This window comes from uncultured Tateyamaria sp. (assembly GCF_947503045.1).
Taxonomy (GTDB): domain Bacteria; phylum Pseudomonadota; class Alphaproteobacteria; order Rhodobacterales; family Rhodobacteraceae; genus Tateyamaria.
Genome location: NZ_CANNCF010000007.1, coordinates 68,899 through 95,837, shown reverse-complemented (window position 1 = coordinate 95,837; position 26,939 = coordinate 68,899). Strand labels below are relative to the sequence as shown.

Here is a 26,939-nt window from a genome sequence, read left to right as displayed (position 1 = left end):
TCAATCAATATCGAGGTCGACCCAAAGACCGTGGTGATCCGACGCGCCATAAAGCGGCTTGGTCAATTCCGGATACATCTCCCATCGACCGGAGGCAGTCCAAACTCCCTTGCGGAAGATGCCGCCGACCTTCACCTTTTTCCAAAGCGCCGGTGACAGGAGGATATAGTCGATCTTCTTCTTATCGGCGCCGGTCGCAAAGGTCCCGATCCCGCGATCCTTGGTCTTGGCGTTGAATTCGAACTCGGTGAATTTGGGATGATCGGTGATCTCTTTCAGGGAGGTCTTGAGCAGCGGGTTCAGTTCAGCGCTATCGGGCGTGTCATTCAAATCGCCCAGCACGATGATGTTCTCGATGCCCTCTTTCAAGAGACGGCGATAATATTTCGCCACGAAGGTCGCTTGGGCCTCACGCTTGTCGCGCGACGGTTTGTGGTTGCCGCCATACTTGGATTTGAAATGGTTCGGTAGCACCGCGATCTTATTCCCGCCGGGCGTCTCGATGATGTATTCGGGGCAATCGCGCGAAAACACATCCTTTCCCTTGAACGTCTCATCCACATGACTGCGCATAGACGGAATGGAAAACCCCTTGCGCGCCATGATGCCCACATCGATGCCGCGCCGGTCATTGCCATCGATCACCATCAGATGGCGATAGTTATTCCCTGCAAGCGGCTCATAGATATAGTCGTGGAATTCTGTCAGCACCGGACGACTTTCAATCTCGACAAGTGCCATGATGTCGGCGTCCATATCGCGGATCATCCGGGCCGTCATGGTGATGGCCTCTTCCTTGACGCGGGCTGTTTTCAGCTCCACCCAGCCGACCCAGTCGTCTCTTCCATTCGCCTCGATCCGGATCGGCCCGCTTTTTTTGGGGCGCACAATGATCTTGCCTCTGATCTTGCGCAGCCAGACGAACGGGCCTTCGTCGTCCTTTAGAATGCCCAGCTGCTCCATCAGGTCGAGCATCTTTTTTTTGTCGGCGGCAGAATAGACCGGCTTTTCGAACAGTTTGTTCAGTGCCGCATGGGCATCCAATACAAGTTTATGGGTTTCCGGATCTTCGTCATTAAAGGCTTTTATCCGGTCAAACAGGTTTTCAACATTAAAGGCAGCAACGCGCATAAGTAATTCCCCTCTTAAATACGCGCGAGCATGCCCGCTTTTGCTGTCGCGCTCAAGTTGTGGTCCGAGGCTGCCGGAAAGGAAGAGGAGGGTTTTGGGGAAGGGCAAGCCCTCCCCGGTGTCAGAGAGAGTTCTTTCGGGGACGGGTGGCAACCCTTCAACCTCGGAGACCTTCCATGATGCATGTTTCAACTCCCGCGCTGGCTGCGCCGTCACGCGCGGCCGCTTTGCTGGCCGCCGCGACTCAGCTCCTTCCCCATTTTGAACAAGGCAACCCCCTCGACCGGACCATCGTCCGTACCGCTATGGAGACCGCCTTTGGCGGCACTGATGCGTCCGGTGCCTGGGTCTGGAAAGATGCCTATGAGTCGGGCGAATGCGCCCAGATCCTGCTGTTACAAAAGTATGGTTCGCTGATGCGCCGCCAATGCGCAACACCGTCCAAGTTCATTGCCATGGTGGAGAAGGTTGCGGGCTTCGCACTCTCACACACCCGGCGCAGCGAGACGTCCCAAAAGCTGCAGCAATTCTCAACACCCCTGCCCTTGGCCGGGATCGTCGCTGAGGCCGCCCAGCTTCGCGCCGACGATGTCGTGCTGGAACCCTCGGCCGGGATAGGCCTTCTCGCCATCTACGCCAAACTGGCCGGCGCACAGCTGCATCTCAATGAAATCGACGAAACGCGCTCAGAGCTGCTGTCTCTTCTGTTTCCGGAAAGCGCGGTGACACGCCACGATGCCGGATCAATTGATGATCGGTTAGACGCGTCTGTTGCGCCTAGTCTCATCCTCATGAATCCACCCTTCTCCGCCGCACCCGGTGTTGAAGGCCGTTACAAGCCCGCCATGGGCCAACATGTGCTCTCGGCGCTTTATCGACTGCTGCCGGACGGCCGTCTGGTCGTGGTCTCAGGTGCGAATTTCTCAATTTCAAACAATGCATTCCGATCCGCCTTCAAGCGCATGGGCGAGATAGCATCGATCCGGTTCTCCGCACCGATCGCGGGCAAAGTCTATGCCCGCCACGGCACGACCACGGAAACCCGCCTGACAGTCATCGACAAACGTGCTGGCCTTTCGCCCGATCTGGGCGAGGTCTATCACGATCAGGCCGAGAGCTCGCAGGCATTGCTGGAATGCGTAGAGGCCCATTGTCCGCCGCGGCTGGTGACAACGTCACAAGATAGAGCCCCGAACCAGGTGGTGGCCCCTGCCCCATCGATCCAGTCCTTGCGCGAGCAGGCGCGCAGCCAGGTTCGCGCCGTCGCAGCCGAAAAGGCGCGTCATCCCTTCGATCTGATGGAAGCGGGTGAGATCGCCTATCTACCCAAAGCCTGGGCGGAAAAGTCCACGCGGCTGACAGAAGCACTGTACGAGGGCTATGAAGTGCAATCAATTGCCATCGAGGGCGCACATCCACACCCAACCGCGCTCGTGCAATCAGCCGCCATGGCTTCGGTCGCACCGCCTCTTCCTTCTTACCGGCCCAAAATCCATACATCGCTGATCACGGATGGGGCGCTGTCAGACGCCCAGCTCGAAAGCATCATCTATGCGGGTGAAGCTCATGAAAAGCACCTCTCGAGCTGGTTCCGCCATGACGAAGAGGATAAACGGCTTGTCGCCTGCAAAGCCGATGCCGAAGACGGGTTTCAACTGAGGAAGGGCTGGTTTCTCGGTGACGGCACGGGCTGCGGTAAGGGCAGGCAAGTCGCCGGCATCATCCTCGACAATTGGCTGCGGGGTCGCAAACGTGCGGTCTGGGTTTCAAAGTCCGACAAGCTGATCGAAGACGCCATCCGGGACTGGACGGCAATTGGAGGACGCGCCTCCGACATCGTGCCGCTGTCGCGCTTCAAGCAAGGTTCGGACATTCGCCTTGAACAAGGCATCCTCTTCGTCACCTATGCAACGCTGCGTACGGCCGAGCGCCAGCATGGTGATATCCTCAAAGCCTCCCGTCTTGATCAGGTCACGGCATGGCTCGGCAAGGACTATGATGGTGTGATCGCTTTTGATGAGGCGCATGCCATGGCCAATGCGGCCGGAGAGAAGGGCAAGGAAGGCGGCCGGGGTGACAAGCAGGCGTCACAACAAGGTCTGGCCGGTCTGAAACTGCAAAATCGCGTGCCCAATGCGCGCGTGCTCTATGTCTCGGCCACAGGGGCCACCATCGTTGGCAATCTCGCCTATGCCTCTCGCTTGGGTCTCTGGAGCACCGGCGATTCACCCTTTGCAACGCGCGAGCAATTCATCGCCGACATGGAAGCGGGTGGCATTGCGGCAATGGAAATCATCTCGCGTGATCTGAAAGCGCTCGGTCTCTATCTGGCGCGGTCGCTGTCCTATGAGGGCGTCGAATATGAGATGCTGGTCCATGATCTGACATCGGCGCAGCGCGACATCTATGACAGCTACGCCGAAGCGTTCCAGGTCATCCACACGAATCTGGAAGCGGCCCTGGAAGCCTCCGGTATCACGGCGGAAGGTGGGACGTTGAATGTGCAGGCGAAGTCCGCAGCGCGCTCGGCCTTCGAGAGCAACAAGCAGCGCTTCTTTAATCATCTCATAACCGCCATGAAATGCCCCACCGTGATCAAATCCATCGAGCAGGACTTGCAGGCCGGATCATCGGCTGTCGTGCAGATCGTCTCCACGAGCGAGGCCCTGATGGAACGGCGATTGGCGCAGATCCCGGCCTCGGAATGGCATGATCTCCATGTGGACATCACGCCGCGCGAATATGTGCTCGACTATCTGATGCATTCCTTTCCGACACAGCTGTTTGAGCCCTACACCGATGAAGACGGCAATCTTAAATCCCGACCGGCCATGGATGCAGACGGCAACCCGATTGAATGCCGCGAAGCCGCGCGCAAACGCGATGCCATGGTTGAACGGCTTGGCGCACTGGCCCCCGTGCAAGGCGCGCTCGATCAAATCCTGTGGCATTTCGGGAAGGATCAGGTCGCCGAAGTCACGGGACGGTCGCGACGTATTATCCGCACGCGCGATCAGCGCCTGAAAGTTGAGAACCGGCCAGGCTCTTCCAATATTGGGGAGACACAGGCCTTTATGAATGATGACAAGCGCATCCTGATCTTCTCGGACGCGGGTGGCACTGGGCGCTCCTATCACGCCGATCTTGGTGCGAAAAACCAGCGGCTGCGGGTGCATTACCTCCTGGAGCCTGGCTGGCGCGCAGACAATGCCATCCAGGGGCTGGGCCGCACCAACCGCACCAATCAGGCACAACCGCCGCTGTTCCGACCCTGCGCCACGAACGTCAAAGGCGAAAAGCGGTTCCTGTCGACGATCGCGCGGCGGCTCGACACCCTTGGCGCAATCACCAAGGGTCAGCGCGAGACCGGTGGCCAGAACATGTTCCGTGCCGAGGACAATCTGGAGAGCGCCTATGCCCGCAAGGCCCTGCGCAATTTCTTCTGGGATCTGACCAAGGGCCGGATTTCAGCCTGTTCGCAGACACGCTTCGAAGAGATGACGGGTCTGTCGCTCATGGACAGCGACGGCACGCTCAAAGAGCAGCTGCCACCGATCCAGCAATTCCTCAACCGCTGTCTGGCGCTAACCATCGATATGCAGGATGCGATCTTCGAGTGCTTTGGTGGGTTGCTGGAAGCGATCATCGACGATGCGATCGCTGCGGGCACCTATGAGGTCGGATTGGAAACCCTGCGGGCCGAGAAGTTCGAGATCATCGATCGCAAGACGATCTTTGAACATGAGGCGACAGCTGCGAAAGCCAATGCCTTGACGGTGGAACGCACAGATCGCAATCACCCGCTGACACTCCAGAAGGTCAAAGAATTTTGCGCACGTGGCGGCCATGGGCGTCTCATGCTCAACCGCAAATCCGAACGGGCCGCTGTGCTGATCCCGACCTCGAGCCTGATGACCGAGGAAGGCGAACCGATCGCACGGGTCGAACTGCTGCGGCCGATGGCGACGGACCGGATGTTGGAGCTCGAACTGCCTGCGTCCCATTGGGAGGAAGTGACAGATTTTGAGTTCGAGCGGGCCTGGACCAAGGAGGTCGACGCGGTCCCGGAAACATCCGTCTCGAAACTCACATTGATCTCAGGCCTGTTGCTCCCAATCTGGGACCGCCTGCCCACTGACAATATGCGCATCTACCGTCTGCAAACCGAGGACGGAGAACGCGCCATCGGACGGATGGTGACGCAGGATCAATTGGCCAATGTCTATGCCGCACTTGGGCTGGAATGTGCAGTCGAGCTCACCGCCGAGGAGGTCTTTGACGCGGTCCTCAAACGCGGCCAAAGCCTGCCGCTTGCAGGCGGTCTGACCCTGCGCCGGTCACGGGTGATGAGCGAATACCGGCTGGAACTGGTCGGTTACAATGTCGCCGCTTTGGAAATCTACAAAGCGATGGGATGTTTTACCGAGATCATCTCCTGGGCGACGCGGCTGTTCGTGCCGAGCGATGACACCAAAGTCGTCGATCAGCTCATGGCCCGCCACAAAATCACGGCGGCCGGAGACAAGGAAAGGATTGCGGCATGACCCGGACCGCGAAGAAGTTCGAAAAGCTTGATGCGGGCGCGATCTCGAACGGTCTTGCCCGTCATGCAGAAGCCTTTTGCCGGCACTGGTTCCCCGAAGGGCGGCGTGTCGGCAATTACTGGCAGATGGCGGATGTCTCGGGTGCGAAAGGACGCAGTCTGGTTGTCCGCTTGCAATCCCACGGTGGCAGACAGGCCGGTAAGTGGACCGATCACCAAAGCGGAGATCATGGCGACTTGCTCGATCTGCTCAAACATCACCTGGAACCGGTGGCCTATCCCGATCTATTACGGCAGGCCGCTGACTATCTTGGCGACGCGCCCATGATACCAGAGAACGGGCCAAACGCTGACACTCCGGCCGTGGCTTCAAATCGTCAGGCGGCGGCGGGACGCCGACTGTTCTCCTATGGGAAGCCGATCAAAGCGAACTTGGCCGAGGCCTATCTGCGCGGTCGCGGGATCGCCCGGTTCGGACCAGCCCTGGCTTATCATTCATCGGTTTATCTTAGAGCCGAGGATGGCAAACGGCGCGAAATCCCGGCGCTCCTCGCAGCGATCACAGACAATGCGGGCAAGGTCACGGGATGTTCGCGCATCTTTCTTGATGCGAAGACGGGCGGTCTGGCCAATATTGACGCCCCGAAACGTGTGCTGGGGCGCCTGCATGGCAACGCAATTCGGTTCGGGAACTGGAAGGGATGCACCGATCTTCTCGCCGGCGAAGGGCTTGAGAACACCCTGTCCGTCGGCACGGCTCTGCCAAGGGCGGCTTTGGCTTCCTGCCTGACAGCCAACCATCTCGCAGCCTTCATCTATCCATCTTCGATCAAGCGCCTCTGGATCGCGCGCGACAATGACGCCGCCGGTGAGCGCGCCGCATCTCGCCTCGCAGATCGCGCCGATGTGGACGGGATCGAACCGTTCGTCCTGACCCCGGAGCGAGACGACTTCAATCTGGACCTCACGGCAGACGGTGTGACTGCACTGCGTCGACGGCTGGCGCGGCTCATCACGGAACAGGTCACCGAACACGATCTCTGGCCTTCGTAAGGATGTGCCGGAAGAAAGCAGAGATCACGCGCTGGCCTTTTGGCACAGGCGTTGACGCCCTGTTCCGTTTGGATGTCCGGGTCGATGGACCGGCAGGTCGGGCGCAGAGGCGCCCTCATCCCACCCGCAACGGCCAGGTCCCGTAAATTTCCCCTGGGCGCTACGCGCCCATTCCTCGCGAGACAAATTTCCGCGCCCTGCCCATCCTTCGCTGCGCTACGGCCCTCCCGGGTGCGGCCGGGCTGCTGACGGTCCTTTCATCGCCCCATCCAAATCGGATCAGGACGAAACCAAAAGCCTTCAAAAAGGACACGAAGCCCATGACCCTTCAAACTTCCACCTTCACACCCACCTCAAGCCCTACAGAAAATGTTCTCAACGCGCTTTCGCTCTACGGCGCGACACCACCCGACGACGAGATCGATCACCGCCCTCTGCCACAAGAGGACCAGACCGAGACCGCCATCTGCGCCATGGTCGAAGCGAGCCAGATGCTTCTTGCCGACACACAGCTCGAAGAGGACCTGCAAGAGATGCTCTGGTCTCTCACCAACATCTTTCATCGCCGCCTTACCCGACTGGACCGCCAGCTCGACGAGAATGAATGCGAACAACGCGACCTTGTCAAATGTCAGGACGGATCAGAAGTCAAAAGCCTGGAATTGGAGCGCAAGATCGACCGCGGACAAAAACTGGTCGAGCACCGGGACGCCTATGAAGCCATGCGGGACGCGTCAGCCGCCCATTTCCACTCAGAGACCGGATCGATCTGGATGCCAAGGTCAGGATCCCGGGTATCGCACAAGAACCTCACGGCCTCGGTGGTCGACAGCCGCAACTTCCTCTCTGCAGAAAAACGCAAGAAGAACGAAATCCACTGTCCCGAAGGCACCCGCATCGCCTTCACAGGCGGCGACTATCAGGATTACGATGCGATCTGGACCATCCTCGACGGCTCGAGAGAGAAATATCCCGACATGATCCTGCTCCACGGCGGCACACCGAACGGAGCCGAATACATCGCGAGCCTCTGGGCAGAAAACCGAGGCGTCACCCAAGTGGTCTTCCGTCCCGACTGGAAGTCACACAACAAAGCGGCCCCCTTCAAGCGCAACGATCAACTCCTGAAAACCATGCCGAAGGGCATCATCGCCTGCCCCGGCTCCGGGATTCATGAGAACCTCGTCGACAAAGCCCGCAAGCTGGGCATTCCGGTCAAAAGGATTGGGAGCTAGAGCTCCCTTTTCTCTGGCGCGTGTTCAGCCACGATACGCGCCAGAACCTCAATTTCATTTATGACATCAACAATATCCCGATCAGCTACCGCCTTAAGATAGGCACGCAAGACAAAGCTGGTCTCGGGCCGGTCAGCGAGATCGGCCAATTTCTGCGCAATGGCGTCGAACTGTTGTTCTGGCATCACGTTCTCCTGTGAGATCATCATTTTACTTGATGACATATCGTTATATATAACGATATAAAAGCACCAGTGATTTGAAACAACTCACAAAACAGAAGATTGAACGTGGGGACCTGCATGCGATTGGCCCAGACCATATTAGTGACTCTTGGTGTTCTGAGCTGCGCAGCGTGCACGGTCACCAAGCCGCCTGCGATGACAAGCCTGTCAGCACTGATTGATGCCCAAACATCAGTCGTGGACCGCGAAATCGCAGATGCCGGTCTCTATAGTGGCGTTCTGGAACCCTACGCAACCGGCAGCACATCCCTCAAGAACCCAGACTATGTGACAGATGAGCGGCTGATGAATGTTGTGCATTCTCAGTTCACCGGCCCGATTGAAGATATCGTGTCCAAGATGGCTTTGGAAACCGGTTACCGGGTCATCGCCCAAGGCGAGAAACCCGGCGCACCCATCCTGATCACATTGGTTCAGCGCGATCTGCCCGCCATGGGCGCACTGCGCGAGGCATTTTTCCAGGGCAAGGACCGGGCGGCTCTGGTGGTTGATCAGCGTACCAAGACCATGACGATCGTTTACAAGCGGCCCGAGCGCAGCCCCGTGCCCCATATTGAGGATACGGAAGTATGATGCGCGTCTCGGCTAAATCTCTCGTGCCGCTCCTGGCTGTTGTCGTTCTGGCGGGATGCCAAACCCTGAAACCGGAAGAGTCGGAATTTGTTGAACCCGATCCGATCTTTGTGGGCGGGCCTGATCAGTACCGGTCCAACCGTCCACCTGCTGATTTTGCAGAGTTCAGTCGCCGCACGCGGCGCGGCAATTACGAAACGTCTGTTAATGAGGAGCGCTACGATCTCTTACGCGAAGCGGCGGTCTCTTATTCTGCGCAAGCAGGATATCAGCATCGGGTCTGGGAAGTCATGCGGCAACTCGAGCAGGACAGCGGTAAGCTGTCCCGCACTTTCGACTTCAACCGCGTCGCCTACAGCGCGCCACGAGAGACGGGATATATCCTCCCACCCGTTGTGAGCCGCGCCACGGCTGCCATCAATGTGGATGAGAGCGGACAGTCCGCGGTGGCAGCCGATGAATTCTATCGCCTCGAGATACCGGGCCGGATCGTCACGATCGTGCCGACCTGGCGTGACTATCTTGTCATTCCGCTCGAAGAGGCAAGCGAGCCCGATGATGACTTCCTACCGCAAAACAAGGAGGAGAAGCAGGTGTTCAACCGCTTTGCCGCCGAAGGCTGGCAGGCTGGCGTTGAGCAGGCAGACGAGGCGCTTACGCTGAATTTCTCCCGGCTAAAGCGTGATTATCTCGGGATGGTCGAATATCGGCGCATGGTTCAGGCGGGTCTGGTCAGAGAGCTGGTCATCCAGTCGAGTGAACGCCGGTCCGCTGGCGAAGGCGAGGAGCTCTTTATCGGCGAACGTCGTGTCCGGATTGTCAGCTCCGCGCAATTCGTACGTGATCCCAGCCAGTGGAAGCCTTTGCAGAGGCGTTATGCGGTGACCAAATGATCGATCTGGAGCGGATCGATCTCGAACCATCAGACCCGAGCGCGGCAGATGTCACCATCTTGAAGGATGAACCCAACCGCTTCGACAGCGATCTGTCCGCCTTTGATCATTTTCTGGTTGGCGCGGCTATGAAAGGCGCGTCCGATATCAACATCAGTGCCGATCTCAGAATGCGCGTGCAGATGCATGGGGATCAGAAACTCGCTACCAAGCGCCGCCTGCTGATCACAGAGGTCCAGGCGATGCTGGCCCATTTGTGGTCTGCCAATGATGCGATGAGTCTGGTGAGCGCAGGCCGGCCATTGGATTTCTCTTATGAGAAGAAGATCGACCGCAAACGCAGCCAGCGGTTTCGGGTCAACGCTACCGGCGAGCAACGCTTTGGAACCAATGGGGTGCAGATCACATTGCGAGCTCTGCCCGATACGACGCCAACCCTTGATGACGTCGGGCTGGAGGACGCTCTGCGCGACCGGTTGGAGCCTGCAAGCGGCATCATCGTTGTTGCGGGCGCTACCGGGCACGGCAAATCAACCACTATGGCGGCGATGACCAGGTGCCATCTGGAAAACAAATCACGTTCCCGCAAGATCGTCGACCTGCAGGCCCCGATTGAATACACGTTTCGGGACATCAATACGGATGCGGCCAATGTCGCCTCTTTCATCAGCCAGTCGGAAATCGGTGTCGGTCGGAACATACCGACCTTCGCCGAAGGCGTGAGAGCCGCCATGCGCCGGGCCCCCGCCGTAATCAATGTCGGAGAAAGCCGTGACCGAGAAAGTATGGAAGCCTGTATCGAGGCCTGTCTGACCGGCCATTTGGTCAACACCACCACCCACGCGGGATCGATTGCCGAGGCTTTGCGGCGCATGGCGTTCCTTTTTCCACCGGAGGAGCAGGAGGCGCGATCCTTCGATCTGATGACATCGCTCAATCTGATCATCTGGCAGCGCCTCATTAAAACGGCCGACGGTAAAGGCCGTGTCGCCTTGCGAGAATATCTTGTCTTCGATCAGCACGTGCGGGACCGCTTTCTGAGTGTGCCGCCTCTCGATTGGGTCAATGTCGTCAAACAGATATTTTCCGATAGCTGCTCGAACCCGAACCTGATTGCCCGCACGATGACGCAATCAGCCGAAGATCTGGTTCAACGCAAAATTGTGCGGGCTGAAGACCTTTCGGGCATTCTGCAGACCGGGATCGGGTTTTTGGGACAGATCAAATTGTGATCGGCGTTGGTGCCGCAGCCCGGATTGACAGTTTCAGCAATTCGGCGCATTGAGAAATGAATATTCATTTCTGTTTTGAGCCATGCCTAGACCCACGCCCGACCAAACCCTGCAGAAAATCCGCGCCGCTCTCGTAGCGGAAGTGGCCGAAAAGGGTATTGGCGCGACCTCGGTTGGCGCGGTGGCCAAACGCGCCGGTGTAGCAACAGGCACGATCTATCTGCAGTTCGACAGCAAAGAAGACATGCTGCAGAAGATCTACTTGCAGATCAAAACCGAGTTTCACGGACTTATCGTTGCCGCAGCGGACGAGCCATCATCGAAAGAGATGATCCGCAAGATGTGGTTTGAGATGTTTGCCTTTGTCGATGCGCATCCGCTCGACTTCATGTTCATCGAGTATGCCGGGGCCGCCCAGGTGCTAACGGCGAAACAAGCCAAAGATATTGCCTACACCCAGACTGAGATCACCGCGATGATACAGCGTGCCATTGACGACGGCACAGTCGCGGAACTGCCGGTCTCGGTTGTCACCACCTTACTCGTGGCGCCCGCCATGCACTTAGCGCGGACCAAAGCGCTGCGTCTTGAAAAACTCTCAAAAGCCCAAGTTGACATCACCTTCGAGCGCGTTTGGCTCTCCATCGCAGCAGCCGCGCAACCCTCATAGCCCCCGAAAGGACCTCCCCCATGTCTAAAGTCATTCTTATTACCGGTACATCTTCTGGCCTCGGCATCAGCATCGCCATCCAAGCCGCCAAGGCTGGCCACGTTGTGTATGCAACGATGCGCAATCTGAAGAAGCGCGAAACACTGGATGCGGCTGCCAAAGAGGCCGGTGTGTCGCTCAACGTGTTGCAGCTCGATGTGCAGGATATGGGCTCGATCACGGCAGCAGTCGACTACATCATTGATGAGACCGGCCGGATCGACGTCTTGGTGAACAATGCAGGTGCGGGGTTTGTCCGCACCATTGAGCAGGCCTCAGTCGAGGACATGAACTGGGTCATGGATGTCAATTTCATGGGCGTCGTACGCTGCACAAAAGCGGTCATGCCGCATATGCGCAAAGCCCGTTCGGGTCATGTGCTCACCGTATCATCCGTCGGCGGTCTGGTTGGTCAGCCTTTCAATGAAATCTACTGCGGTGCGAAATTCGCCGTGGAAGGCTTTACCGAGTCACTGGCCACCTATGTCACACCGAACTTCGGGATCGATTTTACGGTGGTTGAACCGGGTGGCATTAGCTCCGAATTTGCGGCCAACGTCATGAAGCATGTTGAACAGACAGGTGGCATGCTGGAAGACGAATATCTGCCGATCCTGCAAAAATATGTGGGCGGCTCCACCAATCGCCAGGCAGGCACTGACATCTATCAGACAGCCGATGAAGTCGCTGCCGTAATCATGGACTGCATCAAAGCGGACGACCCGCCAATCCGCAAACGGACGTCTAAGTGGGGTGAGGAGTTCGTAGGCTTAAAAACCGACCTCGACCCGGACGGCAAGAAGCAGCAGGCAAAGGTCATCGAAGAGTTCCTGAGCTAACGGGGCTGGCCCGGAAAGCATGATGATTTGCTTTGTTGAAGATGAGCATGGGTGTGATGATCTACTGGATATCCATGGGACTGGTCACGGCCATGCTTGCTGTGAGCGCATTGGCGTATTTGTTTCACCAAGCGACGATAGACGGTGTACGTGATCTCGGATTCCCGGATCACTTCCGCATTGAGCTGGCTGTTCTGAAACTGATTGCAGTTATCGTATTGCTCGCACCGCAAATCCCCTTTCAAGTGACGGAATGGGCCTATGCCGGTGTAGCATTGTTCTTTGTCACATCGATTGTTGCCCACGCAGCGCACGGCGATCCTTGGGTACTCAATCTGATAAATGTCGTTCTGTTACTGCTGCTCGCAACATCGAGGATCTATCACTCTGGCTTGTAGGGGATGATAGCGCGAACTTCCGCTCTGAGCCCAGAGCGACCGATGCTGCGGCTTGCATGAATGTCCGATCTCGGGGAGCTGACAAGATTTCTCTGAAATTCCAGCCCAAAGCTGCCGTTCGTACGACCCAAAAGTTGCTGCATTGCAGCCCGCCATAGGTGACATTCGCCGCGACCGTACAGTGCGATCGGAGCCAACTCGCCGTACATGGGAAAAGCCCAATCTATTGTAGTACCAGTTGAACAGCTGCTTCAATTGCAAGCTTGTAGTAGGACCAAAGCTTGCGTCGTTTGAGCGTCGGTTCGTTCTTGACTTGGTTGGACGGCTTAGTGGGTTGGTTGGCACAATTGGATAACCGACATTCCTGCGGCCTTGGCGGCTTGAACACCTTGCGGGGAATCTTCAATAACAAGCACCTTGCTGTGTTCCTGCCCGAGCTGATCCGCTGCAAGTTGAAATATTGCGGGAGATGGTTTGGGTGGAACGCCGTCGGAAATACACACGACGGTATCAAACAAGTCCCGAATATTGACTGTCGCCAGCAACAGTTCACAAACAGGGCGTTCACCATTGGTGGCAACAGCCAGCGGCATCGCACCATCCCGCAAGGTCTTTGCCAAAGCGATGGTTTCACGAATAGGCCGCGCGCGGTGCACGGCTTGGTCGTATTGCGCGATGCTTATCTGGCAGGCGCGCTCAACATCAAAAGTGGCGTCAAAAGATTGGCGAAACGCGTCAAACAGGCTGATCCGGTCTAGCCCGTTGCGCGCCGCATACCACTCGGGTGACATCTCGTGCCCTTGATCCTGCGTGCCCGCCATCAAGCACTGAAGGTGGACGTCCGCACTGTCGATCAACGTCCCGTCACAGTCAAAAATCACGGCGTCGAATTTCTCCGCCGTGATGAAGGACTGCCAATGGTCTGACGTTAGGGCATGGGGTTTACCCCGGTGGTGCAATATTGATTGCATGTTTAAGCCGCGACGATCCTTGCGTGATCCTCTACAATGCCGACCGATACGGAGTCGCCCTGTTTGAACGGGTCGGCCTGAACGGGCGCGATGATGAACAGGGAACCGACGTCCGTTTGCACGGTGTATTGGATTTCCTTACCCAGATAGGCGGCATAGGTGACTTCGCCCTTTAGCCCCGGCTGCCCCGGCGCGCCGAGGTTCAGGGCATGGGGGCGCAGCACCATTTGGGCGGCCCCTTTTGCGATACCGGGGCTGGGGACGGTGTAGCGCTGACCGTCCAGAACAGCGGTCGCCACACCCTCAGTCGACTTTTCGACGTCGCAGGCCAAAAGGTTCGCATCGCCGATGAAGTCCGCGATGAAGGCGGAAGAGGGTGCTTCGTACAAATCAGCGGGCGTGCCGATCTGCGCGATTTCGGCGTTGTTCATGACGATGATGTTGTCTGACACCGCCATCGCCTCTTCTTGGTCGTGGGTCACGTAGACCGCCGTGAGGCCAAGACGCTGCTGGATTTGGCGGATTTCTTCGCGCACATGGCGGCGCAGTTTCGCGTCAAGGTTTGACAGCGGTTCGTCGAGCAGAAGAACCTCAGGCTCCAGCACAATGGCGCGGGCTACGGCGACGCGTTGTTGTTGGCCGCCCGACAGCTCACTTGGGAGGCGGTCGCCAAACCCGGCGAGGCCGACAAGCTCCAGCCCTTGTTCGGCCCTTTCGTTGGCTTCTGCCTTGGGTACGGATTTCACCGTCAGCCCGTAAGCCACGTTTTCGCGCACACTCATATGCGGGAAGAGGGCGTAGGATTGAAACACCATCGACACTTTGCGGTAGGTCGCCGTCAGGTGGGTGACGTTTTCACCACCGATGAAAATCTTGCCTTCGGTCGCCATTTCCAGCCCGGCGATCAGACGCAGGGTCGTGGTTTTGCCGCAGCCGCTTGGCCCCAGCAGGGTGACAAGTCTGCCGGGCTCAATGGCAAGGTCCAGTTTCTTGAGCGCAGTGACATCGCCGTATTTCTTAACGACGCCTTCAAATCGCACGGAGCCTGTTTGTGTATCTGTCATGTTCATTACCTCACGCCGGTTTCGCGGCTTGTTGGACACGGTCAGTGCGGCGCAAGCGGCGCGTTCCGACCAGTAGTTGCATAAGAAGGATGGCCGCCAGCATCGTGACAATCAGCACAGCCGAATACGCGATGGCGAGGCCAAATTCACCGTTTTCAACCCGCCCGACGATGAAAGCCGTAGCCATGTTGTGCTTGGCGCTGACAAGGAAGATCACCGCGCTGACGGACGTGATCGCCCGCACAAAGCTGTATGTGAGGGCTGCCAGAATAGCCGGCCCCATCAGCGGCAGGATCACACGGCGCACCGTGGTGAAACTGTTCGCGCCAAGGGTGATGGAGGCTTCATCGAGGCTTTTGTCCAGCTGGCTCATCGCCGCGATGCCACCGCGCACGCCCACGGGCATGTTGCGGAAGACAAAGACGATGATCAGGATGATCGACGTGCCCGTCAGCTCAATCGGGGGGAAGTTGAACGCCATGATGTAGCTGACGCCGATCACTGTGCCCGGAATGGCAAAGCTGAGCATGGTTGAAAACTCAAAGGCATCCTTGCCAACGAATTTCTGACGCACCAGCAGGTATGCCGTGGCCAGACCGACAATGGCTGTCAGCGGGGCGGCGATGGATGAAATCGTCAGGGTGGTGAAATAGCTGTCCCACGCCACGCCCGTCAGCCGCCAATTGGCGAAATCAACGCCAAAAGCACGGATGTAGTGGTCAAACGTGAAGCTGTGGTTGTAGCCCCAGAGTTTCACGAAGCTGCCGAAGATGATCATCGAATAGACAATCAGCGTCAGCGCCGCCCATGGCAATGCGATGGCATAGCAAAACCCCTTTAGCACAGGATTCAGCGCCGCGTTCTGGCCGCTGTCGGCCTTACCCGTAATCGTCGCATAGGACTTTTTGCCAAGCCACAAACGCTGCGCGATGAAGGCGGACATGGTCAGTGACAACAGCGCAATCGCAAGGATCGCAGCCTTGGCCGGATCAGCGACAGAGCCGACAATGGCAAAGAATATCTCGGTCGAGAGGACCTCATACCCGCTGCCCAAGACCAAGGGGTTGCCGAAGTCTGCGATGCTTTCGATGAAGCCAAGTAAGAACGCATTGGCCAGACCGGGGCGCATCAGCGGCAGGGACACAAAGCGGAAGGTCTGCCAACGGTCAGCGTCGAGTGTTTGGGAGGCCTCCTCCATCGACGGGCTAACGCCTTGGACGACGCCAATCAGAACGAGGAACGCGATGGGCGTGAAGGACAGAAGCTGTGCGAAATAGACACCCCAGAAGCCATAGACCCAGCGGGTTTTTTCCCAGCCTAGCATATCGGCGAAAAATTCGGTCACAGTGCCCGCGCGGCCAAACAGCAGGATAAGCGCAAGGCCAATCACGAAAGGCGGTGTGATGATCGGCAACACAGTCAGGATGCGCAGGAATTTTTTAGCGCGAAAATCGGTACGGGTGAAAATCAGTGCAAATGTCAGGCCGAGGATGGTCGTTCCCAGACCCGCCATCACCCCAAGGAACAGCGAGTTGATCGCCACCCCACAAGATCGCGGTCCGATCAGACAGCCAAGGCCCCAGATGTCAGCGCTAAATAAGCGTGGGAAAAACTCGGTCAGGGAATAGCCGCCCTCGACCTCAAACGCGCGCACCAGAATGTGGATCACGGGGAAGAAAACGAAAATGCCCACAAGCGCGATGATCAGACCAATGGTGCTGACAACAAAGGCGTCGCCTTGCCCTTTGCCCGATTGAGACAGCGAAATGGTGGCGGCAAACAGCAACGCGACGGCACAAATCCCCGCGCCCGCGCCCATGCCCGCCTGTCCGGCCATGATCACGTCGCCGGTCAGCAGGCCTTCAAAGAAACGCGGCCCGGCCCGGACAATGATAAGCCCTTGCATGGCCATGAAAAACAGACCCGCAATCGACGCTGAAAGGGTCAATTTCGCCCGTTTGACGGGTTCGGCAACGGTCAGTTGCAGGATCATTGCGATCACCAGCGCCAGCCCGGCAGGGGCCAACCACCATTGCCCGGCCAAGGTGCCAAACAGGCCCGTGGCGGCAACGCCGTCGGTGATCCAGCTTGGGTCCAAAAGACCGTCATCGGTCATGTGCCAGGGCAGCAAAACAAAACCGGCAAGCCCGAGAGCCAGCCAAATGAGGACTGTCTTTTTCATTTTATCTATCCGCTTGAGTAGGGTGATGCCCGCCTAAAGCAAGGCATCAATGTCCCTTGGCCCAACAACATGGCGGGCCAAGAGTTCGGAAGGTTTACTGCTCTGGGTTTGGATCGCCGACTTCTTCGTCCCAGCGGGCCAACAGACGACCACGGGTGTCGCTGGAGCCATATGTGGCGAAGTCGTAGTCAATCAGCTTGATCGAGGCGAGGTCTGGAGACTCAGGCGCAACTTGTGCGTTTGAGTTGGACGGAACCTGGAACGCACCCACTTCTGGCGCACGGGACTGAGTGTCCGCGTTCAGAGCGAATTCAACCCATGCCTGCGCACCTTCAAGGTTGCGTGCACCCTCAATGATGGACACCGCACCCACTTCGTAGCCGGTGCCTTCGCAAGGGGCGACGATCGCCAGCGGGAAGCCTTGGGCGGCCAGTTTCACCATGTCGTGCATGAAGCCGATGGAGACACCGGTTTCACCGCGTGCCGCCGCCTTGGATGGGGCAGAGCCGGACTTGGTATAGGAGTTTACGTTCAGGCCAATCGCCGCCAGTTTCAACATGGCTTCGTCTTCGCCAAAGAGCTGAACGAATGTCGCCAGTTCGGTGTAGGCCGTGCCCGAGCTGTTGGGGTTCGCCACCTGAATTTCACCCATGAAACGCGGGGCTTCCAGATCAGCCCAGCATTCCGGAGCTGCAATGCCTTTTTCGGCCAGAATTTCGGTGTTGTAGGCAATGCCAAGTGCACCCGCATAGATGCCAATCGCACGACCTTCGGAAATTTCGGCCATGTTTTGCGCCCAGCCAAGCAATTCGCTTGTGTCGACGCCAGAGGGTTGTGTCAGGCCTTCTTCGGCCGCGATCAGGTGTGGATCACCGGTTCCGCCCCACCAGACGTCAATCTTTGGGTTACCGGCCTCTGCGCGAATCTGCGCCAGCGTTTCACCGGTTGATTTGCGCACCATCAAAACGTCGATGTCTGGGTTTTCAGCTTCAAACGCTGAGACCATCAGGTCACACCAGTCTTGTTCGGCGCTGCACACAACGCTGAGTTCATCTGCCCAAGCGGCAGCTCCGGATGCCATCAATGCGGCAACTGAAATTAATCCAAGTTTCTTCATGTCTTCCTCCCTTAGAGTTCTTGCACGCCGACGTTCCTCCACGCGGCTATGCCCCGTTACCCCTAAGGACCCGTTCAAATAGGGGACATACAAGGCTTATGAACAAAGCTACAGAGAGCGGGTATCCTCGTTAACAAGGTTACAATCCCCCCGCATGATTGTAACAATCGAAACAATTATGGTTGCGACGGCGCGGCTGACTTGGTGCTAAAACATGCCAATAGGGAGGCCGAGCGTGTCGCGACCAAAGATCGGAATTGTGGATGATGAAGCGTCGATGCGTGATGCATTGGTGGCGCTTTTGGCGGACAATCAGTTTGATCCCCTGCCGCTGGCCAATATCGCAGAATATCACGCCGCAGAGGCCAACACCGCGCTCGACCTTGTGCTGATCGATCTGCAATTGCGCGATGAAAGCGGTCTGACGCTGGCAATGGACATCCGCCGCACGCAGGATTTACCGATTGTCATGCTGACGGGACGCGGCGATGAAACCGATAAGATTGTTGGGCTTGAAATTGGCGCCGATGATTATGTCCTCAAACCGTTCAACCCGCGCGAATTGGTCGCCCGTATCCGCGCTGTCCTACGTCGCTATGGCAAATCCGAAGACCGCCCAAGCGCAGACATTGACCCAAGCCGCGTGTCTTTCGGACGGCTAACGGTGGATCAAAAGCAACGCATCCTATTTGACGAGGCCAACACCGAAATATCGCTCACAAACGCTGAATACCGCCTTTTGGATTATTTCCTGAAACGCCCAAACGAGATCATCCCGCGGGTCGAATTGCTGACCGAACTGGGCAGCGATCTGACCAAATATGTGGACCGCACTGTGGATGTGCTGATCCTGCGGTTGCGCCGCAAAATCGAAGAAAATCCGTCCAAACCCGTGCACCTGCAAACGCGGCGGGGGCAAGGCTATATCTTCGTCACCGACAGTGCGCGCGCGAGCCGATGATGCGGCTGATCCCCCGGTCTGTACGCGGGCGTCTATGGACCGCCCTTGGGCTGTTAGCGCTGGCGATCGTCTGTATCAGCTCGCTGACATGGATTGCCTTGCAGCGAGTCGATGCGCGCCTTCAAGACCTGCATCAACAATCGCTCGGTCAGGTGGCGCAAGCGATTGATCTGTCCAAACGCTCGTCCGACCTTGCGACCTCGGCCCCTTACTTGTTGAACCAACGATCCAATTTTCTGATCCAGCAGGAGGGTGAAAAGCTGTTGGACGTATTGGCGCAGGTACGGGACGAATGGCCGACGTCGAGCACGACGGAAACCGACCGCGAAGCGCTAAGCGCGCTTACGCTTGAGATGGAAAACGGCATCCGTGATCTGGTCAAAGCGTCCCAATCACTGGACCAAGTGCAGGCTGTGGTGCGTGCCCGTGTCGCTGAACTGAGCACCTTGCGCGAAGACGTGACTTTGCGCGTCGAAGATCAGGCCTCAGAAACGCAAGAACGGCTCACATGGTGGACGCTGCACAGCATGAATGCGGATGCGTTGAATGCGGCTTATGCGGATAATCTCATCGGCGTCGGTGAAGAACAGCGCCACTTCCGACGCAAAGCTCAACTTGCATCAGATGGACCAATGACCTTTGCGCAAACCTTATATCTGAACCGTCTGAACACACTGGTTCGAGGCGATGTCGGCATCTTTGAGCTGCGACGCCAAGAACTGGACCTAACCCTTGATGCGCAGAACGCACTTTTCCGCATCCGGCGTGACGCCAACCACATCAATGAACTGGCAACTGACTTTGCCAAACGAGCCGAAGCCGTCTTGACGCAAGAACGCAGCTCGTCTTCCAGCACGATCCAATTCACGCGGGTATCTGTGGCCGCCATCAGCCTCGCCGCCCTTGGTCTTGCCTTGGTCGCCGCCCTTTATGTGTCGCGCTACGTGGCCTTCAACGTGGGCCGCGTCTCTGAAGCTATGGTGCGCCTTGCCAACGGAGACCGCAGCAGCGTTCTGCCGCGCCGTTTGGGTGGTGATGACGAGATTGGCGATTTGTTCCGCTCCTTTCGCAGCTTTCGCGCGAACGCTTTGCGATTGGACCGCTCAAATCGCCAGCTCGATCAACGCAACGCACTGTTCGAAAAGGTCTTTGCCAACATCACCGACGGCATCGCGATTACCGACAGTACGGGCAAACTGACCGCCTCCAACCCTGCATTCGAACGCATCTTGGATATCGGCAACCTGAGAGAGTCCTTCGTCGACTGGCTCTATCGATCTGCCTTTGGGCGCAGCGCCAAAGACGCCGGTCTTAGCGTGCAACATCGGGGCCATCTGGTTCTGGACTCCGCGAAAGGTGATGTGCTGGAAATCCGCGCCAGTCGTTTGCCGGATGAAGGCCGCGTGTGGCTGATCTCGGATGTGACCGAACAGCATCGCGTTGCGGAACGGGTTGCGCAGATTGATCGGATCGAATTACTTGGCAAACTGGCTGGCGACACGGCGCACGACTTCGCCAATATCCTGTCGACCATCCGCACCCACGCGCACCTACTGGATGACACCAGGTCGGAAACGGCCAATGTGTCTGCCATCGAAAACGCCGTAGACTACGGCGCGGCGCTCACCGACCGTCTGTTGGCTTTTGCGCGCAAACAGCCTCTCTCACCAGAGGTCTTTGATCTGAACGCACTGGTCGAGGGCATGGTCGAACTTATTGAGATCGGGCTCAAACCCAATGTCACGCTTGAGGTCGTTCCCGCCGCCGAACCACTAAATGTCCTTGCGGACCCCGGCCAGCTTGAGTCGGCGATCGTGAACTTAGTCTTGAACAGCAACAATGCCATCGAAAACGCAGGAACCATCCGCGTCACCTTAACCAAGACCAAGGGCGGCGGGACGCAAATTATCGTGTCCGACACAGGATCGGGAATGTCGAAAAGCACCCAAGAAAAGGCCATTCAGCCGTTCTTTACGACCCGGGCGAGGGACGGCGGAACCGGCCTTGGCCTGTCGATTGTCTATGGCTTTATCAATCAAAGCGGCGGCAAGCTGGACATCGATAGCCAGAAGGGCAAGGGCACGCGCGTGACGGTTCGTTTGCCATGTGTTGATACCCACGGCAGCGCCACTCAGGTGCGCGGTGCAGGACGTGCCTTGTTATTGGACGACAATGAAACCGACTTGAAAACAACAGCCAAAGCGTTGAAATTTCTTGGTTATGCGGTGACGTCCTGCTCAACCGCACAAGAGGCGCTGCGGTTAGCAAAACAAGGAGAATTCGACCTTCTTGTCAGCGACTTTGAACTTGGAGGCGCCAAAGACGGTCTGGATGTTTTGACCTCACTAGAAAAACACGACCCAGACACGCAGCGCATCTTGATCAGTGGGAAATCATCGCTGCGCGCTGTTCAGTCGGACAGTGTTCTATTCATAGAAAAACCAGTGTGTTCGGAAAGCCTTTCGAAGATCCTAAAGTGAAATTGCACAAAGGAATTTGGTGCAAAAAACAGCGTTCCAGATTGCGGTGGATTTAGCAATAGAACCGATTTTTCGAACTTGAGCGTCAAACACACTTAGGTGGAGTGCTAGATGCAAACCGTTGCATCGCAGAAATCGAACCAAGAGTTCAACGCAAGCTCCAGCTGACCAATGCCATGTTCAGACGCCTCACGGCTCTGTAGAGTGGAAGCGCCCGTGGCGCGAGTCACGGAACGGATCGGAACTAACATGGGCTTGATGGTAACCCACTTTTCCAGAATGGCAGCTTTGGTAGAAAGGTCGGGAAGTTCTCGCATTTGCAGCGAAGGTCCGCTTACGCCCAGCTGCGTTTCGCGGGATCGGTAATCTGAAAAAGCGGCCATTAGTTGGGCAAGCGGCAAGGTTGGATTTGTCCCGCACTTCAGTCATGGGGCAGTTGTCAAGCCAAGGTCGACTTTACGGTAAACTCAGCACCTTGAGCAACACAATCCTCCCTTCTCACAATTTGGTCGTTGGAACTAAGCTAGCCGTAAGTTCAAAGATCGCAAAGATCATTCCGGCCAGAAATGGCGCAATGTGAAACTCGGAGAGTAAGCCGCATGTATCGTTATGTGTCTCGATACATATGAACCCATCCTCTGGCCAAAATCCGCGCTTCATGCCATAATGCGATATGTTCAAATGGTTCAAAAAGACTCGGCAGACGCATAGCAAGACCGGCTACTGGGTGCATCTTGGTGGCCAATGGTTGGCTGTTGGTCTGATGATCTATTTCTGGCGCGCGATGATCCATTTGCTTGGGTACTTGGAAGCATTTGCCGGCGGTTGGCAGCACAGCCACTCGGAGTACTTTGGTTTCCTTGATGGTATTGTTGCGATGGGCGCCCATCTGGTCTCGGAGCCGATCTATTGCCTTCAGCTGCTCTGCGTATATGCGGTTCTACACCTCACCGTGAACCGCGAAGGTTATGGGGATCCGGTGTACGTGCCTTACAAGCCTAATCACGGCGGCATCGCGATTTTCGCTGCGATGACCCTCTTCCGGCGATAGCTATTTGTCTTTCGACGCCTTGTTGCCAATCTGACGTTGTTGACGGCTTCTGTGATTGGCCAATCCGACATTCCCCGCAGACCCCAGCAGTCCGCCCGTCGCAGCACCACCCTGATATGATCCCGCGACCCCGGCTGCCTTTGCGGTCATCGCTGTCCCTGCCCCCAAATCGTCGCCAATCCCATCGATCCATTTGAATACGCGGGCGGGGAATACGTTGATCAGGCTGAAGGACCAATCGATGATCACCACATAAAGGATACCAACAAAGACAGTCAGTACGGCCATAGTCAGGAAGCTCGACAGCGCACCGAATGCACCTGGATCTGCGGCCATCTGCGAACTGAGTGCGGCGAACAGCATCCCGTTCAGCGAGAAGGCTGCGATGCGGAACAGGACCATGCCCAGCAAGAAGCCAAAGATCATGAGCAGCGGTGTTAAAAACAGCATCAACAGAAGAGACCAACCCTTTCGGGAGATGTTAGAGGAAATGCCGTGTCCGTCCATTGAGAGCATCGCGACGGCCCAAAGAGGTGCGGCGAACACGGCCTCGATCACCAGAAGCATAAAGGCCAGAATCGCGATCAACCAGATGACGGCTGGAAGGTAGGGCAGGATAAAGCCGACGAAGATGGCTGCAAAAATTCCAATCTGAAAAAGACCACTTGTCAGTGAGGCGAGCGTCGCAGGAATCGACCCCACGACCGGAACAGCCGATGCGGTCGCCAAGATACCGATGACGGCTATGGCAAATGTCAAAAACGTTGATGCGTAGGCCATCAATCCGATCATGGGATCGACAGTTATGGTTTCCGGAGAAAGCAGGCGAATACCTGCTAGCAAATTGGTCGGTGGTGGCAGGAAGTTTTCCGGGGATGACGCATCGTCCCCGGCATAGGCGCGCTCTGTGATGAACTCACGAAGACCCGCAATCGCCGCCGCCTCGTTCCAAGCCGACACACTTGCATTGTAACTCGCACCGATGCTGGCCAATATCTTTTGTGCATCCCGATCCGCATTACTCTGAAACCAATATTGCTGGCCAAGTTCTGATGCGATCGTGTTCTGAACACCGCCGCTCAGTGTGGTTGAGATCAACGTGCCGGGTGTTGCCGTCGGGAACATACTCGCGACGGCATTGGCATCGCCGGATATCTTGCTGATGAGCATGTAGTAGGAGCCGGCCATCATCCAGCCGCCAGTTCTGAGATCACCCGAAATGGCTGTTGGTGCGGATAAAGCACCGGACCCGTCACTACCAATGGATTGGATTTGCTGGCTGATCGGCGTCCCACTCTCGCTCTGAACCAATGTCGAAAGGGCGTTTGGGTTCACGATGGGATTAACGATCGCGGAGTGCTGTTGGCGCAGAACACGCATCATGGTGCCAAGGTCTGGAATATCACCGGCTTGAACCGGTTCACGCGCTGATATCTTTGCCACGACCGTTTCAGCTGACCCACGCATTTCGGTGCGCAGGATGTCGATCAGGTTCCGCATGCTGGTGTTGATCGTATCCATGTTCGTTGATGGGCTGATGCGCTTCAACGCGGCCGTGGCCGCTGGCAATGTCACGGAGCCACAGGCGCTCGTGATGGTCGGTGTCGAATAGGTCAGGATTTGTGGCGTATAGCCGTCGATCAGACCTGTGCCGGGTGCCGGTTGCAAGTTTGACCAAATACCGCCGCTGACGAGCTGCAGATCGCCACCTTTGGAGACCTCAAAATTGTAGGCGGCACGGCAGAATTCCATGCGCCAGAGCTGTTGCAGGAACCGCGCATCAGACCCCACGTAGTCCGTGCCCACGATCGGCACTTCGTCCGAGACGATCAGGTCCGCTGTCTGGTTCCAGAAGAACGACCCTGCGGCCGTGCCCGCGCGGACCACATAAGAGACGCCGTGCTGGATGCCGTTATAGCCATTATCGAGCGGGATCAGCAGGGCGAAGGCCGTGAGGATCCTGATCGGCACCCAGATCGTTGACTTCTGGCCGAGCACGACCCCCTCATGGGCGGAATCCAACGTACCCTGAAAGATGTTGTAGAGCAGAAAGAGCGCGCCGACCGCCAGGAACAGGATGTTGAAGGACAGCATCAGCAGCGAGATCACGGTGCGGTTGTTTGCGGCGGGTCCCGGAAACAGATCACCGAAGATCAGATTGAAGAAGGTGTTGGACCGATCATCGCCCGTGCCGTTGAAAATATCCGGGATGTTGATCTCTTGCGCGAGACTGGCGTCAGTTGATGCCAGAAGGAGAGTGGCCGCGATCGCAAGGCTGGTCCCCGCCCTCATCGGTTGAGCTCGCGCTTCTGCACCTGATCGCGATTCCGGCTCGGCACGATGATCTGCATGTTCCGCGGCAGGCGCGTGGTCATGTAATCATAAAACCCGCCAAACCGGCCCTGTTCGATGATCCAGGCGAAGAAGTCAGCACGCACTGCGCGGAACATCGAGAACAGGAACAGCGCGATCAGACTGATCACAAAAACCCGGCTTATGTCGAAGAAGAGAAGGCCCAAGGGGATCGCCAGAGCGGCGATGAGACCGGCATATTGAAAACAGGCGCGCTGTGTTCGCCAGCCTTGATATTGACGATCCAACTCGGTTTCACTCATGGACCCTGCCATCTCCTGGAACCGCTGGATGCCACCATCCTCATAGCGCCCGGTCAGGCCCCTCGGGTCGAGCGGTTTGGGCCTGACCCGGTCGGCAAGATCGCCGATGAAGTCCGCGCCCAGCTTGCTCGCCTCAAAGGCCTTGTCGACGCGGCCACGGCGCGCGAAGAACCCGGCCGCGCGGCGTGTGCGGCTCTTCTTGGGTTCATCGTTATTGTCACGCGCCATTTCCAAGCCTCTAACCGCTAGTTGCCGAGCGGCGCACCGCCGCCCGCACCCTCGGTTCCGTCAATGGTCGACGCCAGGCTTGCAGCCTCCACGACCGCCACACGTCGCTCGAGACCAAAGCGCATCCAATTGACGTGCAGATCGAGGGCCTGTGTCAGGAGAAGCTCGCGCATCACCGCATCGGGTGACATCTTTGCGATGGATTGGTGCCAGTCGGGATTGGCAAATCGGGAATGCACAAAGATGTCGACCGCCTGAAGAGACGAGACCTTGTCACCAACAGCATTGGGATAGGCCGGTCCGGCCGCGTTGCGCGCCCAGTCTGCCAGTTCCGTTCCGCCGGTGGGCGTCGCAATGTCGCCGAGATAGGTGAAGACCGCATGAGACGCAGACCGGCGCGTTGCATCGACTTGCCGTGAGGCGATCCGGGCCAGGCCTGTCGGTGTTTGCGCCTCTTCCGTCGTGACTGGTTTCGGCGGCAGAGGATCAACCATGTTGTTGATCATCCGCGCATAGGCCTGTGCCACCTGTTGGTCGGACGTGTCGAGGGTGATCGCCTCGGTCAAAAGTCGCACATCGGATGTGGGATCGGCGAAGCCTCCGACGTTTCGGAGGTTATCGCGATCCACCATGATTTCCTGTGCAAGCGCCAGACCGCCGGAGCGGACCGGCGCGCCTGCTGTTCCGTTCCCGTAGGACCGGTTGCGGGACAGGTTCGCAATATCGATGCCGCCAACGCCCTGGCTGGTCTGTCCTCCCCCGAAGTTGAGAACACCCGACAGATCGATACAGGCGGACGTGGCCGGATCGTAACGTCCGCCTTCGGCGGCGGCCCTGATCTTTTGCCGCTCAAGCAAAACGGCGTTCTGGTCCCTCCCTTCGGCGATGCGTTTTGCCGCCTCGGTCTCGCGCTTGGAATAGGCGGAAAGCTGGGCGACGCCGCGCAGGATGTTGTCGACGATATAGTTACCGACCTCTGTGGTGTGGTTGTTCACATTGATCCGGGCTGTCCGGACGATGTTCTGCACGCCGCCGCAGGAACAGCCGCCGAACGCATAGCTGGGGGTTGCGAGCGTGATGAGCCAGGCGGTCGCGCAGACGGACAGAGCCTCGCTCAGACCCGTGGTCTTGAGGGCCGCGCTGCGAAGCGGTGATGTCGGTTTACTCATTCTCATTTGCGGTGCCCTCGCTCTGATCATTGCTGTTCTTGCCCCGGATGATGTCATTGACCTCGTCGAGGTTGGTTCTGGTCGTTGTCGGACCCTGCGGCTGGATGCCTTGATGGACCGCAGGCTCTTGCTTGCCCCCGGTCAGTGATTTGGGCACCTGAAATGACGTGAACTGCGTCAGCAGAACGAATGCGACGACGGCGAGCACGACGGCCAAGGCGATCCACTTGCCCAAGGTCATTTTTGATAT

The 26,939-nt window shown here is 57.5% G+C and carries 22 protein-coding genes; 12 read left to right on the top strand and 10 right to left on the bottom strand.

Annotated elements, in window-relative coordinates; translation table 11 throughout:
- Nucleotides 1-1,347 carry an endonuclease/exonuclease/phosphatase family protein gene (locus Q1A89_RS21390; RefSeq protein WP_299733414.1) on the bottom strand — a complete coding sequence of 449 codons (1,347 nt, stop codon included), beginning with the start codon at nucleotides 1,345-1,347 and terminating at the stop codon, nucleotides 1-3.
- Here Q1A89_RS21390 and Q1A89_RS21385 point away from each other — a divergent pair.
- The 3 genes from Q1A89_RS21385 to Q1A89_RS21375 all read left to right on the top strand — a co-directional run bounded on the left by Q1A89_RS21385 (nucleotide 1,311) and on the right by Q1A89_RS21375 (nucleotide 7,962).
- Nucleotides 1,311-5,675: a strawberry notch-like NTP hydrolase domain-containing protein gene (locus tag Q1A89_RS21385; RefSeq protein ID WP_299733441.1), complete on the top strand. Its 4,365-nt coding sequence runs from the start codon at nucleotides 1,311-1,313 to the stop codon at nucleotides 5,673-5,675. The two genes, Q1A89_RS21390 and Q1A89_RS21385, sit on opposite strands and share 37 nt — an antisense overlap.
- Nucleotides 5,672-6,727 (top strand): toprim domain-containing protein, encoded by a 1,056-nt coding sequence (locus Q1A89_RS21380; protein WP_299733413.1) that lies wholly within the window; start codon nucleotides 5,672-5,674, stop codon nucleotides 6,725-6,727. Before Q1A89_RS21385 ends, Q1A89_RS21380 begins: the two co-directional genes overlap by 4 nt.
- Before the next feature lie 320 nt (nucleotides 6,728-7,047).
- Nucleotides 7,048-7,962, top strand: a complete 915-nt coding sequence (locus Q1A89_RS21375) for a DUF2493 domain-containing protein (RefSeq protein WP_299211926.1) — start codon at nucleotides 7,048-7,050, stop codon at nucleotides 7,960-7,962.
- On the opposite strand, the gene Q1A89_RS21370 is transcribed toward Q1A89_RS21375, so the two are convergent.
- The gene (locus Q1A89_RS21370; RefSeq protein ID WP_299733411.1) at nucleotides 7,959-8,147 is read right to left on the bottom strand and encodes a hypothetical protein; all 189 of its coding nucleotides are present in this window, start codon (nucleotides 8,145-8,147) and stop codon (nucleotides 7,959-7,961) included. The genes Q1A89_RS21375 and Q1A89_RS21370 overlap by 4 nt on opposite strands.
- Before the next feature lie 195 nt (nucleotides 8,148-8,342).
- Between Q1A89_RS21370 and Q1A89_RS21365 the strand changes: the two genes are divergently transcribed.
- From Q1A89_RS21365 to Q1A89_RS21340, 6 genes are all read left to right on the top strand, one after another.
- A complete protein-coding gene (locus Q1A89_RS21365; protein ID WP_299733409.1) occupies nucleotides 8,343-8,780 on the top strand; it encodes a DotD/TraH family lipoprotein in 438 nt (145 codons plus the stop codon).
- Nucleotides 8,777-9,673 carry a type IV secretory system conjugative DNA transfer family protein gene (locus Q1A89_RS21360; protein WP_299733407.1) on the top strand — a complete coding sequence of 299 codons (897 nt, stop codon included), beginning with the start codon at nucleotides 8,777-8,779 and terminating at the stop codon, nucleotides 9,671-9,673. Before Q1A89_RS21365 ends, Q1A89_RS21360 begins: the two co-directional genes overlap by 4 nt.
- On the top strand, nucleotides 9,670-10,905 hold the full coding sequence (locus Q1A89_RS21355) for an ATPase, T2SS/T4P/T4SS family (RefSeq protein ID WP_299733406.1): 1,236 nt from the start codon (nucleotides 9,670-9,672) through the stop codon (nucleotides 10,903-10,905). Before Q1A89_RS21360 ends, Q1A89_RS21355 begins: the two co-directional genes overlap by 4 nt.
- 82 nt (nucleotides 10,906-10,987) lie before the next feature.
- Nucleotides 10,988-11,575 carry a TetR/AcrR family transcriptional regulator gene (locus Q1A89_RS21350; RefSeq protein WP_299733404.1) on the top strand — a complete coding sequence of 196 codons (588 nt, stop codon included), beginning with the start codon at nucleotides 10,988-10,990 and terminating at the stop codon, nucleotides 11,573-11,575.
- 20 nt (nucleotides 11,576-11,595) lie between these two features.
- Entirely contained in the window at nucleotides 11,596-12,453 is an 858-nt protein-coding gene (locus Q1A89_RS21345; protein ID WP_299733402.1) for an SDR family oxidoreductase, read from the top strand.
- A gap of 41 nt (nucleotides 12,454-12,494) precedes the next feature.
- Nucleotides 12,495-12,851: a DoxX family protein gene (locus Q1A89_RS21340; RefSeq protein WP_299733400.1), complete on the top strand. Its 357-nt coding sequence runs from the start codon at nucleotides 12,495-12,497 to the stop codon at nucleotides 12,849-12,851.
- Nucleotides 12,852-13,177: 326 nt separating this feature from the next.
- Here Q1A89_RS21340 and Q1A89_RS21335 read toward each other — a convergent pair whose 3' ends face one another.
- The 4 genes from Q1A89_RS21335 to Q1A89_RS21320 form a co-directional block, all read right to left on the bottom strand.
- A complete protein-coding gene (locus Q1A89_RS21335; protein ID WP_299733398.1) occupies nucleotides 13,178-13,822 on the bottom strand; it encodes an HAD family phosphatase in 645 nt (214 codons plus the stop codon).
- 2 nt (nucleotides 13,823-13,824) lie between these two features.
- Entirely contained in the window at nucleotides 13,825-14,886 is a 1,062-nt protein-coding gene (locus tag Q1A89_RS21330) for an ABC transporter ATP-binding protein (protein WP_299733397.1), read from the bottom strand.
- A 10-nt stretch (nucleotides 14,887-14,896) separates the two neighbouring features.
- Entirely contained in the window at nucleotides 14,897-17,068 is a 2,172-nt protein-coding gene (locus tag Q1A89_RS21325; protein WP_299733396.1) for an iron ABC transporter permease, read from the bottom strand.
- Between the two features lie 94 nt (nucleotides 17,069-17,162).
- Nucleotides 17,163-18,185, bottom strand: a complete 1,023-nt coding sequence (locus tag Q1A89_RS21320) for an ABC transporter substrate-binding protein (RefSeq protein ID WP_299733395.1) — start codon at nucleotides 18,183-18,185, stop codon at nucleotides 17,163-17,165.
- Nucleotides 18,186-18,420: 235 nt separating this feature from the next.
- On the opposite strand from Q1A89_RS21320, the gene Q1A89_RS21315 reads away from it, so the two are divergent.
- The 3 genes from Q1A89_RS21315 (at nucleotide 18,421) to Q1A89_RS21305 (ending at nucleotide 22,677) form a co-directional block, all read left to right on the top strand.
- Nucleotides 18,421-19,146, top strand: a complete 726-nt coding sequence (locus tag Q1A89_RS21315; protein WP_366524521.1) for a response regulator transcription factor — start codon at nucleotides 18,421-18,423, stop codon at nucleotides 19,144-19,146.
- Nucleotides 19,143-21,626 (top strand): ATP-binding protein, encoded by a 2,484-nt coding sequence (locus tag Q1A89_RS21310; RefSeq protein ID WP_299733393.1) that lies wholly within the window; start codon nucleotides 19,143-19,145, stop codon nucleotides 21,624-21,626. Before Q1A89_RS21315 ends, Q1A89_RS21310 begins: the two co-directional genes overlap by 4 nt.
- Before the next feature lie 673 nt (nucleotides 21,627-22,299).
- A complete protein-coding gene (locus Q1A89_RS21305; RefSeq protein WP_299733392.1) occupies nucleotides 22,300-22,677 on the top strand; it encodes a hypothetical protein in 378 nt (125 codons plus the stop codon).
- On the opposite strand, the gene Q1A89_RS21300 is transcribed toward Q1A89_RS21305, so the two are convergent.
- The 4 genes from Q1A89_RS21300 to Q1A89_RS21285 are packed head-to-tail and all read right to left on the bottom strand — an operon-like array spanning nucleotide 22,678 to nucleotide 26,930.
- On the bottom strand, nucleotides 22,678-24,969 hold the full coding sequence (locus Q1A89_RS21300; protein WP_299733391.1) for a DotA/TraY family protein: 2,292 nt from the start codon (nucleotides 24,967-24,969) through the stop codon (nucleotides 22,678-22,680). It lies immediately after the preceding gene.
- On the bottom strand, nucleotides 24,966-25,520 hold the full coding sequence (locus Q1A89_RS21295; protein WP_299733390.1) for a hypothetical protein: 555 nt from the start codon (nucleotides 25,518-25,520) through the stop codon (nucleotides 24,966-24,968). The genes Q1A89_RS21300 and Q1A89_RS21295 overlap by 4 nt, the downstream gene beginning before the upstream one ends.
- 17 nt (nucleotides 25,521-25,537) lie before the next feature.
- Nucleotides 25,538-26,689 (bottom strand): hypothetical protein, encoded by a 1,152-nt coding sequence (locus tag Q1A89_RS21290; RefSeq protein ID WP_299733389.1) that lies wholly within the window; start codon nucleotides 26,687-26,689, stop codon nucleotides 25,538-25,540.
- On the bottom strand, nucleotides 26,682-26,930 hold the full coding sequence (locus tag Q1A89_RS21285; protein WP_299733388.1) for a hypothetical protein: 249 nt from the start codon (nucleotides 26,928-26,930) through the stop codon (nucleotides 26,682-26,684). Before Q1A89_RS21285 ends, Q1A89_RS21290 begins: the two co-directional genes overlap by 8 nt.
- Between the last annotated feature and the right edge of the window lie 9 nt (nucleotides 26,931-26,939).